This window comes from Bradyrhizobium sp. SZCCT0231 (assembly GCF_018130245.1).
In the GTDB taxonomy this organism is placed as follows: Bacteria; Pseudomonadota; Alphaproteobacteria; order Rhizobiales; family Xanthobacteraceae; genus Bradyrhizobium; species Bradyrhizobium japonicum_F.
In genome coordinates, this window is record NZ_JAFCKP010000015.1 from 96,931 (window position 1) to 116,228 (window position 19,298).

The following is a 19,298-nucleotide window of genomic DNA, read 5'->3' on the forward strand; positions in this document are numbered from 1 at the left end:
TCAGCTTTCCGGAACGAGGAAGATCGCGGCGAGCGGCGGAATGGTGAGGCGGAGCTCGCCGCTCTCGGCATGAACTTCGCCGATGTTACCGACATTGCTGCCGCCATAATGGGCGGAATCCGAGTTGAGCACTTCCTTCCACTTGCCGCCGAGGGGCACACGAACGCGATAGTTCTGGTAAACGTTCGGCGAGAAGTTGACGATGACGAGACACCGTGCGTGCTCGTCGAATCCCTTGCGCAGCCAGGCGAACACGTTGCGGCTGGCATCGTCCGTGATCAGCCATTCGAAACCGGCCTGGTCGCAATCCATCTGGTGCAGCGCCGGCACCGCGCGGTAGAGCCGGTTGAGGTCGCGGATCAGCGCCTGGATGCCGGAATGGTACTTGTATTCGAGCAGGTGCCAGTCGAGCGACTGGTCGTGATTCCATTCGCGGCTCTGCGCGATCTCCGCGCCCATGAACAGCAGCTTCTTGCCGGGATGGCCGAACATGAAGCTGTAATAGGCGCGCAAATTGGCGAAGCGCTGCCACTCGTCGCCGGGCATCCGTCCGAGGATCGAGCGCTTGCCGTGCACGACCTCGTCATGCGACAGCGGCAGGATGAAGTTCTCCGAGAACGCATAGTGCAAGCCGAACAGGATCTCGCCGTGGTGATGCTTGCGATAGATCGGATCCTTGCTGATGTAGTTCAGCGTGTCGTGCATCCAGCCCATGTTCCATTTGTAGCCGAAGCCGAGCCCGCCGAACTCGACCGGGCGCGAGACCTGGGGCCAGGCAGTGGACTCCTCCGCGGCGGTCGTCGCCTGCGGGAAGCGGGCGAATACTTCCGTGTTGAAACGACGCAGGAAGTTGATCGCCTCGATGTTCTCCCGCCCGCCATACTGGTTCGGAATCCACGCGTCGGGCGGCCGGCTGTAGTCGAGATAGAGCATGGACGCGACCGCATCGACGCGCAGGCCGTCGATCGCATAACGCTCCAGCCAGAACAGTGCATTCGACACCAGGAAGTTCGTCACTTCGGTGCGGCCGTAATTGTAGATCAGCGTGCCCCAGTCGAGGTGGCGGCCCTGGAGCGGATTGGCGTGCTCATAGAGCGAGGTGCCGTCAAAACTGCCGAGCCCGTGCGGATCGTCCGGGAAATGACCGGGCACCCAGTCCAGCAGCACGCCGATGCCTTCGCGGTGGCAGGCATCGACCAGCGTCGCAAAGTCATCGGGTGGGCCGAAGCGGCTGGTTGGCGCGTAGAGGCCGGTCGGCTGATAGCCCCAGGAGCCGTCGAAAGGATGCTCGCTCACGGGGAGGAATTCGAGATGGGTGAAGCCCATGTCGCGGGCGTAGGCCGGCAGCTGCTCGGCCAGCTCGCGATAGCTCAGCCATTCATTGCCGTTCTTGCGCCGCCACGAGCCGAGATGGACCTCGTAGATCGACATCGGCGCCGACAGCGCGTTGATGCCGTCTGGCGCCGGGCGCGGCCGCGCCAGGCGCGCCTCGTCGAACACGATCGAAGCCGTCTTCGGCCGTACCTCGCTTGCAAACGCCAGCGGATCGGATTTCAGCGGCAGCAGGTGGCCGTGCGGGCCGATGATCTCGAACTTATAGTGATCGCCGGTCTTCGCATGCGGAATGAACAATTCCCAATAGCCGCTGCCGCGCACCCGCATCGGGTGACGCCGCCCATCCCACAAGTTGAAGTCGCCGACCACGGATACGCGCTGCGCATTTGGCGCCAGCACCACGAAGCCGATGCCGTCGACGCCCTCGAGCCGCATCGGATGCGCGCCGAGCTTGTCGTAGAGGCGCTGATGGGTGCCTTCGCCGAGCAGGTAGAGATCGAAATCGGTCAGGATCGGCGGAAAGCGGTAGGCATCCTCGAACTCGACGACGTGGTTGCCGAACTTTGCGCGCAGCTGATAGTGCTTCGAGCCATTGGGCAGGGCTCCGATGAACAAGCCTGAATCGTGCACGCGGTCGAGCGAAGCGACCTCACCATGCTCGCCGACCGCCTCGACATTGGTGGCCTCGGGCAGAAACGCGCGTACCACGCTTTTGCCGCCCTCGGGATGGAGCCCGAGATAGTGGAAGGGATCGGAGTGGCGGCCCTCGATGATCGCATAGGCTTCGGCAGGCAGTTTAGGCATGGGCTTCGCTCTCGGCACTGGACAGAATGCGAAGCAGTCCGGTCAGCGGCGCATGGAGCCCCTCGGGCCGGTGGGACAGCTCGTACTCTACTTCGTCGAACGCTTGATCAAGCAGGAAAAACCCTAACAGGCCTTCCGCGGATTGCCGATCTTCCGGCCACAGCCTCCGATCGGTCATGGCTTCGCGGTAGGCGGACAGGAAGGTCGCGGTGGCGCGCTCGCGCCATTCGTCGAGCGCGGCCGCAAGCCGATCTTGCTCGTCGGAAGCGCCCGTGAGCGCGCGGTTCAGCGCTGCGTTGACCGAAAGGTCAATGGAGTGGATCAGGCCGGCGACGTCGCGCGCGGCCGGCGCCTTGCGCCGCTTATTGGCCAGCGGCACGCGCGGATCGCCGTCGAAGTCGATGATGAAGATATCGTCCTTCACGATCAGAGTTTGCCCGAGCCGGAAGTCGCCATGATGACGGATGTTCAACCCGCCGATGCCGGATGGCAAGAGCGCATTCAGGCCGTCGGGCAGGCTCGCGCGCATCGCCGTGAGCCGGTCGATCAGGGGCCGGTCCGCCTCCCGCAGCCCGTCGCGGCTGTCGGCCAGCCGCTCGAGCATCCGCTCGGCACGTGCCTCGAGGTCGGACAGCCAGGCCCTGGTCTGGGCGGCGTCGATCGGCACCGGGGCGAGATCGTCGGGCTTTGCCGCGGCGAGAGCGACATGCAGCTCGGCGAGCCGCCGGCCGATCTGCGCGATGAAATGCAGATACGGCGCCTGCCCCTGGGTCTCGCGTGGCATCTCATCGGCCGGCGCCACGCGCTGCTCGTCGATATAGCGATCGAGATAGCCCGTGGTCACGGTCCAGCCGTCACCCTGGTTCTCGACATAGGCATGCAGCACGCCGAGCGCGCTGCGCTGGTTGCCCTCGACCAGCTCAACGCTGCCGAGCAGCGCCGGCGTGTTGGCGAAGCGCGCGACTTCGGTGAGATAGTGGCCGATCTCGATCTCGGGGCTGATGCCGCTTTCGAGCCGGCGGTAGATCTTGGCGACGTACTGGTTGTCGACCAGCGCAGTGCTGTTCGACTGCTCGATCGCGCGGATGCGTTCGGGCTCCTTGATGGTGTAATCGGCGAAGCGGCTGGTGGGCTTGAAGTCCAGCCGCAGATTGTTCTCTTCCACCACGAGATTCTGCGACAGATTGCGCAGGAACAGGCCGATGAAGATCTGGTCGGTCGCGACGTCGAGCAGCGTGCCTTCGCGCGCGCCCTGGCGCACGGCGGCCAGCGCCTTGGGGTTGAAGCGCTCGCGGTCGAAGCGCACCCACTCGATCTGCAGCGGCAGCACGTAGCGCGACGCCGCTTCCCCTTGCTTGTTCTCGAAGAACGCGATCCAGGGCCGGTTGTCGCCGATGTCGCAGAACGGCACCGCTGAGGTCAGCGCGGTCTTGATGTGCTTGGGATTGTGCTCGGGATACCATCGTGTCCTCGATAGGAATCCCGGCAGCACGTCGCGCTCGAACACGCCGCGCTCGCGGGCCAGCGACACCCAGTTGGAATTCACCGGCACCACCAGCGTCTCGAACTCCGGCACCGCGCGCGGCGTCACCGGCTCGGACTTGTCGCGCTCCTGAAGCTGGAACCAGTAGAAGCCGTAGGGCCCCAGCGTGATCATGTAGGGCAATTCGCCGATCGCGGGGAAGCGGGTGCGGCCGAGCATCTCCTGGGGGATGCGGTCCTTCCAGGGCGACAGGTCGAGCTCGGTCGCCTGCGCCGCGCGCGAGAGGTTGGCGACGCAGAGGATCACCTCGTCGCGGTATTGCCGGACATAGGCCAGCACGGCGCGGTTGGCCGGGCGGATGAAGGTCATGGTGCCGCGGCCGAAGGCGAGCGTCGACTTGCGCACCGAGATCAGCCGCTTGGTGGCGCTGAGCAGCGAGGACAGGCTGCGCGACTGCGCCTCCACGTTCACCGATTCATAGCCGTAGACGGGGTCCATGATCAGCGGTGCGTAGAGACGGGCCGGGTCGCAGCGCGAGAAGCCGCCGTTGCGGTCCGGGCTCCACTGCATCGGCGTGCGCACGCCGTTGCGGTCGCCGAGATAGATGTTGTCGCCCATGCCGATCTCGTCGCCGTAATAGATGATCGGCGTGCCGGGGAACGACAGCAGCAGCGAGTTCATCAGCTCGATCTTGCGCCGGTCGTTGTCCATCAGCGGCGCAAGGCGCCGGCGGATGCCGACATTGATGCGCGCGCGCGGATCGTTGGCGTAGGTGGTCCAGAGATAGTCGCGCTCGACGTCGGTGACCATCTCGAGCGTCAGCTCGTCGTGGTTGCGCAGGAACAGAGCCCATTGGCAGCTCGCCGGGATGTCCGGTGTCTGGCGCAGGATGTCGGTGATCGGGAAACGGTCCTCCTGCGCGATCGCCATGTAGATGCGCGGCATCAGCGGGAAATGGTAGGCCATGTGGCACTCGTCGCCGCGGCCGAAATATTCCTGCACGTCCTCCGGCCATTGATTGGCTTCGGCCAGCAGCAGCTTGCCCTTGGAATACGCGTCGAGCTCCTGGCGCAGGCGCTTGATGATCGTATGCGTCTCCGGCAGGTTCTCGTTCGAGGTGCCCTCGCGCTCGCAGAGATAGGGAATGGCGTCGAGCCGGAAGCCATCGACGCCGGCATCGAGCCAGCGCTTCATCACCTGGATGAGTGCGCTCACCACGCGCGGATTGTCGAAGTTGAGATCCGGCTGGTGCGAGAAGAAGCGGTGCCAGTAGAACGCCCCGGCCTCGCGATCCCAGGTCCAGTTCGACTTCTCCGTGTCGGTGAAGATGATGCGCGTGCCCTGGTACTTCTGGTCGGTGTCGCTCCAGACGTACCAGTTGCGCGCGCTGGAGCCCGGATGGCTGCGCCGCGCGCGCTTGAACCATTTGTGCTGGTCCGAGGTGTGGTTGACGACGAGCTCGGTGATGACGCGCAGGCCGCGCTTCTGCGCCTCCTGGATGAAGCGCTTGAAGTCCTTCATCGTCCCGAAATCGGGATTGACCGAGCCGTAGTCCGCGATGTCGTAGCCGTCGTCGCGGCCGGGCGAGGGATAGAACGGCAGCAGCCACAGCGCGGTGACGCCGAGCTCCTGGAGGTAGGCCAGCTTCTCGGTCAGTCCGGCGAAGTCGCCGATGCCGTCATTGTTGCTGTCGGCGAAGGCCTTGACGTGGAGCTGGTAGATGACGGCGTCCTTGTACCAGAGCTCGTCCACGATCTCGGCAGCCTCAACTTTCTTGGTGTCGACGGAAGACAGAACATTCATGGCGTGCCCCCTACGCCAGGCAGCGGAACAGAAGCGCCGGATCGCGGTCGGGATCGATGCGCAACCTGGCCCCGCCCCATTCGACGCGGGATTGTTCGCCGGTGAGGAGGTTTTCGAGTGTCGTCACATGGTGACGCTGTCCACCGGCGTCAACGGTGACGTCGCCGAGCGGCAGCCAGCATTCGCGCTCGTGGCGCGACAGCGCGATCACGATGACGACGGTGTTGGCCGGATCGGCCGCCTGCTTCACGAAAGCGATCGTCTCGCCATCCTCGATGCCAAGGAAGCGTAAATTCGCCGTCTGCCGCAGCGCCGCGTTCTCGTTGCGGATGCGGTTGAGCGCGGCAATGTAGGGCTTGATGTTGCCGGGCTTGTCCCAGTCGCGCTGCCTGATCTGGTATTTCTCGGAATCGAGATATTCCTCGCGGCCGGGGATCGCCTCGTGCTCCAGCAGCTCGAAGCCGCCAAAAATGCCGTAATTGCCCGAGAGCGTCGCCGCCAGCGCGATGCGGGACTTGAATGCCCAGGCCTCTCCGCTCTGGAGGTGATAGGGCAACAGGTCAGGCGTGTTGACGAACATGTGCGGACGGTAGAAATCGCGCTCGGGATAGCGCGTCAGCTCGCCGAGATATTGCTCCAGCTCCCACTTTTCCGTGCGCCAGGGGAAATAGCTGAAGGACTGCGCGAAGCCGAGCTTGGCGAGGCCCTTCATCAGCTTTGGCCGTGCATAGGTCTTGGAGAACAGGATCACCTCGGGGCGACGCTGGCGGATGTCGTGGATCAGCCACTCCCAGAACGCAAGCGGCGCGGTGTCGTGATTGTCGATGGCGAAGATGGTCACACCATGGTCGATCCAGAACAGCATGGCATCGCGAAACGCGTTCCACAGGCCGACGCGATCCACCGAGGCGAAATCGGGGATGACGATGTCGGAATAGGGGCCGTCCGCCGTCCGCACCGAGCGGTCCGGCCGCCATTTGAACCATTCCGGATGCTGCGTCAGCCAGGGGTGGTCCGGCGAGCACTGCACTGCGAAGTCCAGCGCAAGCTCGAGCCCGTACTCGAGACATGTGGCGACCAGCGCGCGAAAGTCCTCGATCGTGCCGAGCTCGGGATGCAGCGCATCGTGGCCGCCCTCGGCCGAGCCGATCGCATAGGGCGAGCCGGGCTCGCCGTCATTTGCCACCGGCGCGTTGTTGCGGCCCTTGCGGCTTGTGTGGCCGATGGGATGGATCGGTGCGAAGTAGAGCACGTCGAAGCCCATGGCGGCGATATCAGGCACGCGCGCGATGCAGTCGCGCAGCGTGCCGTGCCGGCCCGGCAATGCGCTCTGGCTACGCGGCATCATCTGATACCAGGCGCCAAAGCGCGCCTTGTCGCGGTCTATGGTCAGCGGGAAGAGCGGCGAGCGCGTGAGGTCTGGCCGCGACTGGCTCTCGGCCATGGCTTCGCCGAGCTCGGCTGCGAGCAGCGAAGCGACGTCGCCGGTCCTCAGATAGTCCTCGCACTGCCTGATGATGACCGCTGCTGCGTCCTGCCGCGCGCCATGCGCCTTGGTCAAAAGGCCGGCGCCCTCGATCGCATCGAGGCTGACATCGGCTCCCCTGCGCCGCTTGCGCGCGACTGCGTGCGACCAGGTGGCGAACTCGTCGGTCCAGGCTTCGATCGCATAGACATATTGGCCGGGCTCAACGGGCGTGAACGCGCCGCACCAGCGGTCATTGCCGTGATGGCTCATCGGCTCGCTCCGCCAGTCGCGGTCGTGCTCGCGGCGCCAGATCAGTGCGGCTGATATCACGGCCTCGCCATCGCGGTAGATGTCGGCCCAGACCTCGACCGGTTCGCCCGCGATCCGCTTCACGGCAAAGCGGCCGCCGTCGATCAAGGGATAGACGTCCTCGATCAGGAAAGCGCTGCCGGCTGCGGCACTTTCGACAGTTTGAATTGTCTTGTTCACGGTGATGCCATTGACAAGAAAGCAGGAGCCCGTTTCCCTTGTCGGGAACCCACGCTTGGTACCATTATAGAAAGCCGCTTGTGTGTCATTGGTTCCCTTGGGAACGGCAAGCGCAGTTTGCGAGTTACCCCTGACTAACCTCTTCCGCGACCTCGTTAAAATCGATGCCCCTGGCCAAACAATGGCCTGCAAGCTGCGTGCCGAATGGATCTTTTAGCTCAAGCCCGGATCAAGGGCGTCCAGTCCGAATTCATCGATGCCCTCGGCAAGCTGCGGGTCACCGCGCCCGAGGCGCTCAAATCCATCCTCGACGCCCTGCCGGAGAAGCGGGTCTACCGCTTCGTCAGCGGGCCGGTCGTGGTGCGTGCGCTGGGACATCCGCGTACGGAATTGGCTTCCATCGGCGCGCCGCCGCTGCAATGGAAAATCCTCGGCAACGGCAATGTGATCGCTCAAGGCGACACGCGCGAGCCCGTCATCGCCTGGCCCGCGGGCCTGGCGCTTGGGTATCACCGCTTGACGCTGACCGATGCCGAAGGCGTGACCGAAGAGGTGCCGATGATCGTGGCGCCCGAACGCGCCTTCGGCGGCGATTTCGATCGCGGCTGGCTGCTTGCCGTGCAGCTCTACAGCGTCCGTTCGGACCGCAACTGGGGCATCGGCGACTTCACCGACCTCGCAGGCCTGGTCCGGCTTGCCAAGCAGCTCGGGGCCGACGGCGTCGGGCTCAATCCGTTGCATGTCCTGTTCGACGACCACCCGGCCGATTGCAGCCCCTATTCGCCCAACAGCCGGCTCTTCCTCAACCCGCTCTATATCGACGTCGAGGCGATTCCCGAATTCTCGCCAGACCTCGTGCCCGACGCCGCCGCGACGGCCGCCCGTCTGCGCGAGGGGGATCGCGTCCCTTATACCGACATGGCGGCGTTGAAATGGCTGGGGCTTCGCGCCGCCTTTGACAGCTTCGTGAGAAGCGCGAGCGAGGCGCGCCGCAAGGCGTTTGACGCTTTCCGCGCCGCCCGGGCGCCGCTGTTGTCCCGCTTTGCCTGCTTCGAAGCCCTGCGCCATCGCTACCCCGCGCCCTGGTGGGAATGGCCGGCGGAATGGCAGCAGCCGGATGCGGCGAAATGCGCCGAGCTGCGCAATGGCCCGGACAAGCGCGAGGTCGAGTTCGTCGAATTCGTGCAATGGACGGCCGATAGCCAGCTGCATGCCGCCAAAGAGCTCGCCAGTCAGCTCGGCATGCGGGTCGGGCTTTATCTCGATGTTGCCGTCGGCGTGCAGTCCAACGGGTTCGATGCCTGGAACGAGCAGACCGCGATTTCCCGCCATCTCGCGGTCGGCGCGCCGCCCGACGTGCTCAACACCGTCGGCCAGGACTGGGGCCTCGCCGGCTTCAATGCCGGCGGCCTGGAAGCGCAGTCCTTCGTGCCGTTCGCCGACATGCTCGCGGCGTCGATGCGCCATGCCGGCGCCATCAGGCTCGATCACGTGCTCGGGCTGAAGCGGCTCTATCTCGTGCCGCGCGGCTTCAAGCCCGACAACGGCGCCTATGTGCAGATGCCGTTCGAGGCGCTGCTCGCCGCAGTGGTGCGCGAGAGCGCAGCCCACAAATGCATCGTGATCGGCGAGGACCTCGGCACCGTGCCGGAAGGTTTCCGCGAGACCATGCAGGATTTCGGCATCTGGTCCTATCTCGTCATGATGTTCGAGCGCGACGATGCCGGCCATTTCCGCAATGTCGACCACTACCGGCCCAATGCACTGGTGACGCTGAACACGCATGATTTGTGCACCTATGCAGGCTGGCGCTCCTTCAGCGATCTCGAGATGAAGCGCTCGCTCGGGCTCGATCCCGGCGAGAACGACCAGGCCCGCTGGGACGCGCTCGGCAGGCTCGACGAGATCCTGCGCCAGAACGGCATCGGCAACAACGATCTCTATTCGGTGCTCGCCTTCCTGTCGCGCACGCCGTCCCGGCTGCTCGCGGTGTCCATGGAGGACCTGCTGGGCGTGATCGACCAGCCCAACATTCCCGGCACGATCGACGAGCATCCGAACTGGCGCCAGCGCCTTCCTGTCGCGCTCGACAAGATCGCGTCCAGGATCGATCTCGCGGCTTTGAAGGCTGCGACGCGGGAACGTTCATTGCCCGGTGGGAGTTGACAGCCGGGATTGCTAGGCTTGCACCACATTGTCTCAGAGGATCGAGGACTATGCGCTGATCGGCGATTGCGAGACCGCGGCGCTGGTCGGGCGCAACGGCTCGATCGACTGGCTGTGCTGGCCTGCCTTCGATTCCGACGCCTGCTTTGCCGCCATCCTCGGTACCCACAGGAACGGCCGCTGGCTGATCGCGCCGAGCGAGAACGCGACCCGAATCTCGCGGCGCTATCTCGGCAATACCCTCATCCTCGAAACGCGTTTTGAGACGAGTAGCGGCACCGTCGCGCTGATCGACTTCATGCCGCCGCGCGGCAAGGCCTCGGACATCGTGCGGATGGTCCGAGGCGTCAGCGGCATCGTGAAGATGCGGATGGAGCTCGTCATCCGCTTCGGCTTCGGCGCCGACATTCCCTGGGTGCGGCGGCTGGATCATTCGCTGCTGGCAATCTGCGGCCAGGACATGACGGTGCTGCGAACACCCGTAAAGACCCACGGCGAGGACCTGACGACGATCGCCGAATTCGACGTCGGGGCGGGCGAGACCGTACCCTTCGTGCTGACTTACGGCCCCTCGCATCTCGAGCCGCCCGGACCGATCGATCCGGAGGCCGCTTTCCGGGAAACCGAGAAATTCTGGCAGGACTGGTGCGGCCATTGCACCCGCGACGGCGGCTATCAAGACCTCGTCTTGCGTTCGCTGATCACGCTGAAGGCGCTGACCTTTGCTCCGACCGGCGGCATCGTCGCGGCACCCACCACATCCTTGCCGGAAAAGCTCGGGGGAAGCAGGAACTGGGACTACCGCTTCTGCTGGCTGCGCGACGCCACCTTCACGCTGCTGGCGCTGATGAACTCGGGCTACACCGAGGAAGCCGCGGCCTGGCACAATTGGCTGCTGCGCGCGGCCGCCGGCTCGCCGGCGAACATGCAAATCATGTACGGCATCTGGGGCCAGCGACGGCTGCTCGAATGGGAAGCGGGCTGGCTCAGGGGCTACGAGGGCGCGCGGCCGGTGCGCATCGGCAACGCCGCGCACGCGCAGCTCCAGCTCGACGTCTACGGCGAGTTGATCGATGCCTTCCACCAGTCGCGCATGGCCAGGCTCAAGCTCGACGAGCAGAGCTGGGCGCTGGAATGCGCCGTGCTCAATCATCTGGCCGAGGTCTGGGACCGGCCCGACCATGGCATCTGGGAGCGGCGCGGACAGCCCAAGCATTATGTCTTTTCCAAGGTGATGACCTGGGTCGCCTTCGACCGCGGCATCAAGAGCGCCGAGACGTTTGGCTTCAAGGCGCCGCTGCTGCATTGGCGCGCCTTACGCGAAGCCATTCATCGCGACGTCTGCAACAAGGGGTTTGACGCGGAGGCGGGCGCCTTCGTCGAATCCTATGGCTCAAAACTGCTCGATGCCAGCGTGCTGCTGCTGCCGGGGGTCGGCTTCCTGCCGCCATCGGATCCGCGCATCTGCGGCACCATCGCCGCCGTCGAGAAGCGCCTGATGCGCGACGGTTTCGTGCTGCGGCACGATCCGCGCGAGCTGCCTGCCGGGCAGCCGCCGCTCGAAGGTGCGTTCCTCGCCTGCAGCCTCTGGCTGGCAGACGCCTATGTGCTGTCGGGCAATCTCGACAAGGCGCAAGGATTGTTCGATCGCGTGGTCGGCATCGCGAACGATGTCGGGCTATTCGCCGAGGAATACGATTCCGTGGCCGGTCGCCAGACCGGCAACTTCCCGCAGGCGCTGACCCACATCGCGCTGATCAACACGGCACATAATTTGTCGGCAGCAAGGCTGCGCAGCGAGAAGCCGGCGATGCAGCGGTCGCAGTAGTGACCGTGGGTATCGCAATCGCATCCAGAGCGGAGGTGCGCTCCCTCTCCCGCTTGCGGGGCAGGGCTATCGCATTTGAGAGCTTTTCCCTGCGGCCATCCTTCGAGACGCCCGCTTTAGGCGGGCTCCTCAGGATGAGGACGGAGTGCGTGGCTGCAGTTTCAACGGGCACTGACGCTGATTAGCCTCATCCTGAGGAGGCGTGTAAGCGCCGTCTCGAAGGACGAGGCGTGCGTGCAGGCCGCCGCCACGGGTCATATGCGATCGTTCCATCAACTCGATGCGATCCAGCTCAGCCGACCCCATTCCGCTTCAAGATCATCTCCATCGCCTCGGCGAAACCGTCCTGCTCGTTGCTCGCTGTGACATGCGTCGCCTCGTCCTTGACGTTGTCGGCGGCGTTGCCCATCGCGATCGAGGTGCCGCTGACGCGGAACATGGCGAGGTCGTTCTGCATGTCGCCGATGGTGGCAATGGCGTCCGTTGAGATGTCGAGGCGCCTGGCCATGGCCTCGACGAACGTGCCCTTGTCGAAGCCGGGCGGGGTGATGTCGAGATAGTAGGTCTGCGAACGCACTGCAGTGGCCTCGCGGCCGAGCGCCTCCTGCATCGCTTTCTCGCAGGCCGCGAGCCCCGCGGCATCGGCGCTGGCGCCGACGATCTTGCAGGCGCTCGACAGATACGGCGAGAAATCGGACACGATGGTGGGATCGGCGCGGATCGTGTGCTGCTCGTGGCCGACGTAGCTGCCGCTGGGATTGTCGATCAGCCATTGGTCGGTGGTGAACAGCCAGATATCGGCGCCGTAGTCGCGGAGGATCTGTAAGGAGCGCTCGGCGGCGCCCGGCGGAATCAGGTGCTGCTCGACCGGCCTCATCTCGGGATCGACGATCGAGGAGCCGTTGAACGGGCCGACCGGCAGCCACAGCGCCAGCGGCTCGATCAGGAAGCGCATGCCGATCGCAGGGCGGCTGGACGTGATGGTGAAGCCGATGCCGGCCTTGTGCAGCCGCTGCACCGCGGACGTCGCGCGCGCCGTCAGCGTCTTGTCCTTGGTCAGCAGCGTGCCGTCGACGTCGGACACCACGAGTGAAATTTGCGTCATGGCAGGACCTTCGGTATCGCACCGCTCAGCTTCAATTGGCGCACCACGCCGTCCACGATCGCTTCGACGGATTCGTCGATCGAGACGGTGACGACGTGCTCGCCCGCCTCCGGCGGTTCCAGCGTGTTGAACTGGCTCGTCAGCAGTCCGGGCGGCATGAAGTGTCCCTTGCGCTGCGCCAGCCGTTCGGCGATCAGCTCTTTCGTGCCCTTCAGGAAGACGAAGCGGACGTCGTCGCGACCGCGCAGCAGCACGTCGCGGTAGGCGTGCTTCAGCGCCGAGCAGGCGATGATGACGTGCTCGCCGCGTCCGCACACGAGCGCGATCTCGTCGGCGATGGCGTTCAGCCAGGGCCAGCGGTCTTCGTCGGTGAGCGGATGGCCGGCCCGCATTTTCTCGACATTGCTGGCGGGATGAAAGCTGTCGCCGTCCTCGAACCGCCAGCCGAGCCGCTCGCCGAGTGCCTTCGCAACCGTGCTCTTGCCCGAACCCGACACGCCCATCACGATCAATGCACAAGGTGCTTCAACGCGGCCCACGAATTTCCTCCGGAAGCGCGGCCTGATCGACCAGCCAGATGGTCTCACCATTCGAGCGCGCGCGTAAGGCCGGCAGATTCTCGCCATTGAAGAGGCGCGTCAAGATCGGCCGCTTGTCGTGCCCGGCAATCTCGAACAGCATCTCCCGGCAGGAGGCCAGAACGGGCAGGGTGAGCGAGACCCGCGGCACGAACGGTGCGACATTGGCTTTGGCGACGCCGACGACCCAGCGTCGGGTCTCCTCGAGCTCGGGATAACCGGGAAACAGCGAGGCGGTGTGGCCGTCCGGCCCCGCGCCCATCAGAACGAGGTCGAACAGCGGGCGCCCCGGATCGAGCTGGTCCGCGCCATAGAAGGCCTGCAGCTCGTGTGCATAGGCTCCCGCGCCGGCATCGGGATTGTCAGCCGTGGTGGGAATCGGGTGGATATGGCCGGCGGGCGCATGGCGGTCGAGAAACGCCGCGCGCGCGACCGCCATGTTGTTGAGGGGATCGCTTTCGGGCACGAAGCGCTCGTCGCCGATGAACCAGTGCACGCGGTCCCATGGAATCCTGCCGCGCCAGGCATCGCTGCCGAGCAATTGATAGAGCTGCTTCGGACTGGAGCCGCCGGTGAGGCAGATCGCGATCCGTCCGGGATTGGCCGCGATCCGCGCCATCACCCGTTCGGCCGCGGCGCGGGCGAGAGCTTCGGCGTCGGCTTCGACGATCAGCTTCGGCTGTCCGGCCGCAATCACGAGTATTTCCGCCAGCTTCGCCCATCGCGCCGCAGCAGCTCGTCGGCGCAGTTGGGGCCGTCGCTGCCGGCTTCATAGGTTTCGATGCCGTTGGTGCCGGCGCTCTTCCAGGCGTCCAGGAACGGCTGCACCGCCTGCCAGCCCGCCTCGACGCCGTCGGCGCGCTGGAACAGGATGTTGTCGCCGATCATGCAGTCGTAGATCAGCGTCTCGTAGCCGGTCGAGGGATCGGCCCGGAAATAGTCGCCGTAGCGGAACTTCATCTCGACGCCGTCGATCGTGACGCTTGGCCCCGGAATCTTGGCGTTGAACTGGAGCTCGATGGTCTCAGTGGGGGCGATGCCGATGGTGAGGAAGTTCTGCGACAGGCGGTCGACCGCCGTGCCTGAGAACATCGAGAGCGGCGCCTGCTTGAACTTGATCGCCACCTCGGTGCGCTTGTGCCCCAGCGCCTTGCCGGTGCGCAGATAGAACGGCACGCCGGCCCAGCGCCAATTGTCGATCATCAGCTTCAGCGCGACATAGGTTTCGGTGGTGCTGCCCGACTTGACGTCCGCGGTCTTGCGATAGTCCGGCATCTCCTCGTCGCCGATGCGGCCCGCGAGATATTGCGCGCGCACCGAGCTCCTCAGCGCTTCCTCCCGGCTCGGCCGCTGGATCGCCGTGAGCACCTCCGCCTTCTCCGAACGGACCGAATGGGCATCGAAACGGGTCGGCGGCTCCATGGCCACCAGCGACATCAGCTGGAACAGATGGTTCGGCACCATGTCGCGCAACGCGCCGGTGGCATCATAGAAGCCGCCGCGATGCCCGACGCCGAGCTTCTCCTCGACCGTGATCTGGACGTGGTCGATGTGGTTGCGATTCCAGATCGGCTCGAACATGCCGTTGGCAAAGCGCAGCACCAGGATGTTCTGCACCGTCTCCTTGCCGAGATAGTGATCGATCCGGTAGATCTGGTGCTCCTCCATGATCTTCAAAAGTTCGGCGTTGAGCGCGCGCGCCGAGGCGAGGTCGGTGCCGAACGGTTTTTCGATCACCAGGCGCCGCCAGGTGCCGTTCTCCTTCGTCATGCCGGTGCGGCCGAGCTCGCGCGCGGTCGGCGCAAAGGCGGCGGGCGGCGTTGCCAGATAGAACAGGCGGTTGCCGCCGGTCTCCTGCGCGCATTCCAGCGAATCCAGATGCTCGCGCAGGCGGTCGAAGGAGGGCGGATCCTTTGCGTCGGCCTCGACGAAGGTCACGCATTCCAGCAGCTTCTTGGCGATGTCGTCGTCCACGGGCCGCGTCGCGAACTGACGCAGGCCCTTCAGCAGGCTGTCGCGCAGCTCATCATCCGATTGGCTCCTGCGGGCGACCCCGACGACGCAGAATTTTTCCGGCAACAGGTGCTCGGCCGCCAGATTGTAGAGCGAGGGCATCACCAGGCGATGGGTGAGGTCGCCGGTCACGCCAAAGATGACGAAGGCGCAATTTTCCGGCTTGCGCTTGGCTTGCGGGTCTTTTGTCACGAACTGTCGGCCTTCGCTTGGTCTACTCGTTACTTTGGTTTCGAAGCGCCCGGCTGCTTCGGCTCCTTGTGGCCGCCGAAACCCGCACGCATCGCGGAGAGAATTTTTTCGGCGAAGGTGTGTTCCTTGCGGGAACGGAAACGTGTGTAGAGCGCCGCGGTCAAGACTTCGGCCGGCACCGCCTCGTCGATCGCGGCGTTCACGGTCCAGCGACCTTCGCCGGAATCCTCGACGAAGCCGGAATATTCCGACAGAAGCGGGCTGTCGGCGAGTGCGGTCGAGGTGAGGTCGAGCAGCCAGGACGGGATCACGCTGCCGCGCCGCCACACTTCGGCGATGTCGGCGAGATCGAAATCGTAGCGGTGATCTGCCGGCAGGGCCTCGATATTGGCATTCTTGAGAATGTCGAAACCTTCGGCGTAGGCCTGCATCAGGCCGTATTCGATGCCGTTGTGGATCATCTTGACGAAGTGACCGGCGCCCACGGGGCCGGCATGGATGTAGCCCTGCTCGATGCGGGGATCGCGCCCCTCGCGTCCTTCCGTACGTGGGATGTCGCCGGCGCCGGGCGCGAGCGCGGCGAAGATCGGATCGAGCCGGTCGACCACCTGCTTCTCGCCGCCGATCATCATGCAATAGCCGCGGTCGAGGCCCCAGACGCCGCCGGAGGTTCCGACGTCGACATAATGGATGCCGCGCTCCTTCAGCGCCTTGCCGCGGCGGACGTCGTCCTGCCAGAACGTGTTGCCGCCGTCGATGATGACGTCGCCAGCCTGCATCACGCCAGCGATCGTCTCGATCGTGGTCTCGGTGATGCGCCCTGCCGGCAGCATCACCCAGGCCGTGCGTGGCCGCTCCAGCTTCGCGACGAACTCCTCCAGCGTCGCCGAGCCGACCGCGCCGTCTGCGGCAAGGCCGGCGACGGCCTTGGCGTCCTTGTCGTAGACCACGGTCGAATGGCCCTGGCGCATCAGGCGGCGAACGATGTTGCCGCCCATTCGGCCGAGGCCGATCATGCCGAGTTGCATCTGCATCATTCCCTTAGTTCAGCGCGTCGTTGAGCGCCGCGTTGAGGGCCAGAAGACCCTTCTTGAGCCCGCCCTTCAAGTGCACGCGCAGCGCACGCCGGCCCCGTTCGGTGAGCACGTCGAAATCGCCGCGCGCCTGCGCCGCCTTGATCACGCCGAAGCTGGCCTTCTGGCCCGGCACCGGCAGATCCTTGGCATCGTCGGCCGTGATCTGGAGGAACACGCCGCTGTCGGGCCCGCCCTTGTAGGCCTGTCCCGTCGAGTGCAGAAAGCGCGGTCCGAACTCGGCGCAGGTCGCGACATGCCGCTTCTCGCGCACCTCGAGCCGCATGGCCTGGAGCGCGTCGATCGTCGCCTTGTCACGCGCGATGTAGCCGAGCAGGGCGACATAGTCGCCATGGTTCGAGCGGGAGAGATGCGCCTTCAGCCAGGAGCTGAGATCGCCGTTGGCGCCGGCCGCGCGCAGCGCCGCCGCGTTGGCCTCGTCGGTGTAGAGATCGGCCTCATCCGTGCTGACCACCGGCTGCTCTTCCGGCAACGCGCCGGTCTTCTCGAACGCGGCGGTGAGCTCGCGGGTCTTGATCTTGGCCGCTTCCACGTCCGGCTGGTCGAACGGGTTGATGCCGAGGATCGAGCCCGCCACGGCCGTCGCCATCTCGAAGCGGAAGAACTCCTGGCCGAGATGGTCGACCGACTTCATGACGATGCGCACCACGGGATGGCCGGCCGCTTCGATGGCGGCAAGCTTGGAGTCGTGGGCGGCGTCCGCTTCGCCATCGATGCGGATGTCGATGAAGAAGCGATCGTTGCCGTAGACCGAGGGATCGCCCAGCGGCTCGCCCTCGATCGGGATCAGGCCCTTGCCCTCCTTGCCGGTTGATTCCGCGATGAGCTGCTCGGCCCAGGCGCCGAAATCGGCAATCTTCTTCGACGCCAGGATCGTCACCTTGTCGCGGCCTTCGAGCCCGGCGAGGCCCATGGCAAGCCCGAGCTGCACGCCCGGGTTCTCGGATGGCGGCACGTCCGGCCCGCAGGAGCGGGCCATCGCGAGCGCATGCTTGACGAAGGTCTTGACGTCGATGCCCGCGGTCGCCGCCGGCACCAGACCGAACGGCGAGAGCACCGAATAGCGTCCGCCGATCGAGGGCTCGCCGTGGAAGATGCGGGCGTAGTTCAGCTTCTTTGCCGCCTTCTCCAGCGACGAGCCGGGATCGGTCACCGCGATGAAGCGATGGCCGGTCTTCACCTTGGTTCCGACCGCCTTGGCGACCTGCTCATGGAAATAGTCCTTCATCGCGTTCGGCTCGGTGGTGCCGCCGGACTTGCTGGAGACGATGAACACGGTGTTGGCGATGTCGATCTTCCCTTCCATCGCCCGCACCTGCGCGGGATCGGTGGAATCAAGCACATGCAGCTTGGGGAAGCCGGGCTTCTTGCCAAAGGTCTCGGCCAGCACCTCGGGGCCCAGGCTCGATCCGCCCATGCCGAGCACGACGGCGTCGGAGAATTTCTGGCCCTTCACGCGGCCGGCATAATCCTCGTAGTCGGCAATGTCGGCCTTGGCGGCGCTGTCGAGCCAGCCGAGCCATTTGTCCTCGTCCGTGCCGGTCCACACTGACTTGTCGCGCTGCCAGAGCCTGCGGATCTTGGCTGAGGCGCGCCACTCCTCGGTGCTCTCAGCCACGGCCTTGCCGAGGCCATCGCCGAGCGAGAGAAACTGGCGGTCGAGCGCGGGCCCCAGCACGGTGGCACGCTTGTGCGCGACGGCGCCGTAGAGCTTGTCGGCGGCGTCGGCGAACAGCTTGACGCCGTCCTTGACCAGCTCCTCGGTGATCGCATCGAGGGAGATGCCGGAGCGCTCCAGCTCCTCCAGCACGCGCCTGGCGTCATCGACATCCTCTTCCAGGCTGTCGCGCGGCTTGCCGTGGTCGCGGAACGCATCCAGCGTCGCCGGCGGCATGGTGTTGATGGTGTCGGGGCCGATCAGCTCCTCGACATAGAGGACGTCGCTGTAGTCCTTGTTCTTGGTGCCGGTGGAGGCCCAAAGCATGCGCTGCGGCCTGGCGCCCTTGGCGGCGAGCTTCTGCCAGCGCGAACCTGTGAACAGGCGCTTGTAATCCTGGTAGGCGAGCTTGGCATTGGCGATCGCGACCTTGCCCTTCAGCGCGGCAAGCCGCTCCTTCTCCGACGGATCATTGGCGCGGGCGATCTTCTCGTCGAGCTGCTTGTCGACCGCCGAGTCGATCCGGCTGACGAAGAAGCTCGCCACGCTCGCGACATGCGACGGATCGCCGCCGCCGGCGACGTATTTCTCGAGGCCGGCGAGATAGGCTTCGGCGACCTCGAGATAGACCGCCTTCGAGAACAGCAGCGTGATGTTGATGCTGATGCCTTCGCCGATCAGCTGTTCGATCGCCGGCAGGCCTTCCGGCGTCGCCGGCACCTTCACCATCAGGTTCTTGCGACCCACGTCCTTCCACAGCCGGCGCGCCTCGGCGACGGTGCCGGCGGTGTCCATCGCCAGATAGGGCGACACTTCCAGGCTGACGAAGCCGTCCTGGCCCTCGAGGCGATCATAGACCGGGCGCAGCACGTCGGCGGCATTCTGGATGTCCTCGATCGCGACCGCCTCGAACAGGTCGGCCACGGTCCGGTCGCCGCGCTTCAGCGCCTTGCCGATCGAGGCGTCATATTCGTCGGAGCTGCCGATCGCCTTCTCGAAGATCGACGGATTGGAGGTGACGCCCTTGACGCCGTCGGTGTCGATCAGCCGCTTCAGGTCGCCCTTGGCGATGAAACCGCGAGCCAGGAAGTCCAGCCAGACGGCCTGTCCGTGCTTTTCCAGTTCTTTGACGGGATTCATGATGCTTATTTATCTCCAAGCCTGCGGGCGAGGGGTTTCCGCGCCGGTCCTGACGCGCTATCCTGTAGCGTACATGCTACCGGGAGGGAACCAATCAGGGTCATACCCTCCAGTGTAACTCCGTCGCGATCATGGCGATCCAG

The 19,298-nt window shown here is 65.2% G+C and carries 11 protein-coding genes; 2 read left to right on the forward strand and 9 right to left on the reverse strand.

Features of this window, described 5'->3' with window-relative positions:
• The 3 genes from glgB to JQ566_RS27170 are packed head-to-tail and all read right to left on the reverse strand — an operon-like array spanning position 1 to position 7,382.
• Positions 1 to 2,139 (reverse strand): 1,4-alpha-glucan branching protein GlgB, encoded by a 2,139-nt coding sequence (gene glgB / locus JQ566_RS27160; RefSeq protein ID WP_212378106.1) that lies wholly within the window; start codon positions 2,137 to 2,139, stop codon positions 1 to 3.
• Positions 2,132 to 5,425 carry a maltose alpha-D-glucosyltransferase gene (gene treS / locus JQ566_RS27165; RefSeq protein WP_212378108.1) on the reverse strand — a complete coding sequence of 1,098 codons (3,294 nt, stop codon included), beginning with the start codon at positions 5,423 to 5,425 and terminating at the stop codon, positions 2,132 to 2,134. The genes glgB and treS overlap by 8 nt, the downstream gene beginning before the upstream one ends.
• 10 nt (positions 5,426 to 5,435) lie before the next feature.
• Positions 5,436 to 7,382, reverse strand: coding sequence for a maltotransferase domain-containing protein (locus tag JQ566_RS27170; RefSeq protein WP_212378110.1), 1,947 nt, complete (start codon positions 7,380 to 7,382; stop codon positions 5,436 to 5,438).
• 204 nt (positions 7,383 to 7,586) lie between these two features.
• On the opposite strand from JQ566_RS27170, the gene malQ reads away from it, so the two are divergent.
• Positions 7,587 to 9,548, forward strand: coding sequence for a 4-alpha-glucanotransferase (malQ, locus tag JQ566_RS27175; protein ID WP_212378111.1), 1,962 nt, complete (start codon positions 7,587 to 7,589; stop codon positions 9,546 to 9,548).
• Between the two features lie 28 nt (positions 9,549 to 9,576).
• Positions 9,577 to 11,376, forward strand: a complete 1,800-nt coding sequence (locus JQ566_RS27180; RefSeq protein WP_212378113.1) for a glycoside hydrolase family 15 protein — start codon at positions 9,577 to 9,579, stop codon at positions 11,374 to 11,376.
• Between the two features lie 292 nt (positions 11,377 to 11,668).
• On the opposite strand, the gene JQ566_RS27185 is transcribed toward JQ566_RS27180, so the two are convergent.
• Genes JQ566_RS27185 through JQ566_RS27210 form a run of 6 tightly spaced genes read right to left on the reverse strand, consistent with a single transcriptional unit; the run spans position 11,669 to position 19,155 of the window.
• Complete coding sequence (locus tag JQ566_RS27185) at positions 11,669 to 12,481, reverse strand: HAD family hydrolase (RefSeq protein WP_212378115.1); 813 nt, start codon at positions 12,479 to 12,481, stop codon at positions 11,669 to 11,671.
• Complete coding sequence (locus tag JQ566_RS27190) at positions 12,478 to 13,020, reverse strand: gluconokinase (RefSeq protein WP_212378117.1); 543 nt, start codon at positions 13,018 to 13,020, stop codon at positions 12,478 to 12,480. Before JQ566_RS27190 ends, JQ566_RS27185 begins: the two co-directional genes overlap by 4 nt.
• Positions 13,007 to 13,756: a 6-phosphogluconolactonase gene (gene pgl / locus JQ566_RS27195; RefSeq protein WP_212378119.1), complete on the reverse strand. Its 750-nt coding sequence runs from the start codon at positions 13,754 to 13,756 to the stop codon at positions 13,007 to 13,009. Before pgl ends, JQ566_RS27190 begins: the two co-directional genes overlap by 14 nt.
• Positions 13,753 to 15,264, reverse strand: coding sequence for a glucose-6-phosphate dehydrogenase (gene zwf, locus JQ566_RS27200; RefSeq protein WP_212378120.1), 1,512 nt, complete (start codon positions 15,262 to 15,264; stop codon positions 13,753 to 13,755). The genes pgl and zwf overlap by 4 nt, the downstream gene beginning before the upstream one ends.
• 29 nt (positions 15,265 to 15,293) lie before the next feature.
• Positions 15,294 to 16,292, reverse strand: a complete 999-nt coding sequence (gnd, locus tag JQ566_RS27205; RefSeq protein WP_212378235.1) for a phosphogluconate dehydrogenase (NAD(+)-dependent, decarboxylating) — start codon at positions 16,290 to 16,292, stop codon at positions 15,294 to 15,296.
• A 13-nt stretch (positions 16,293 to 16,305) separates the two neighbouring features.
• Positions 16,306 to 19,155 (reverse strand): bifunctional transaldolase/phosoglucose isomerase, encoded by a 2,850-nt coding sequence (locus JQ566_RS27210; RefSeq protein WP_212378122.1) that lies wholly within the window; start codon positions 19,153 to 19,155, stop codon positions 16,306 to 16,308.
• Positions 19,156 to 19,298: the final 143 nt, after the last annotated feature.

What these genes read in the sequence shown, in the direction of transcription:
- glgB (WP_212378106.1), bottom strand. Translation starts at nt 2,139, where the DNA reads ATGCCTAAACTGCCTGCCGAAGCCTATGCGATCATCGAGGGCCGCCAC.
- treS (WP_212378108.1), bottom strand. Translation starts at nt 5,425, where the DNA reads ATGAATGTTCTGTCTTCCGTCGACACCAAGAAAGTTGAGGCTGCCGAG.
- malQ (WP_212378111.1), top strand. Translation starts at nt 7,587, where the DNA reads ATGGATCTTTTAGCTCAAGCCCGGATCAAGGGCGTCCAGTCCGAATTC.
- JQ566_RS27185 (WP_212378115.1), bottom strand. Translation starts at nt 12,481, where the DNA reads ATGACGCAAATTTCACTCGTGGTGTCCGACGTCGACGGCACGCTGCTG.
- gnd (WP_212378235.1), bottom strand. Translation starts at nt 16,292, where the DNA reads ATGCAACTCGGCATGATCGGCCTCGGCCGAATGGGCGGCAACATCGTT.
- JQ566_RS27210 (WP_212378122.1), bottom strand. Translation starts at nt 19,155, where the DNA reads ATGAATCCCGTCAAAGAACTGGAAAAGCACGGACAGGCCGTCTGGCTG.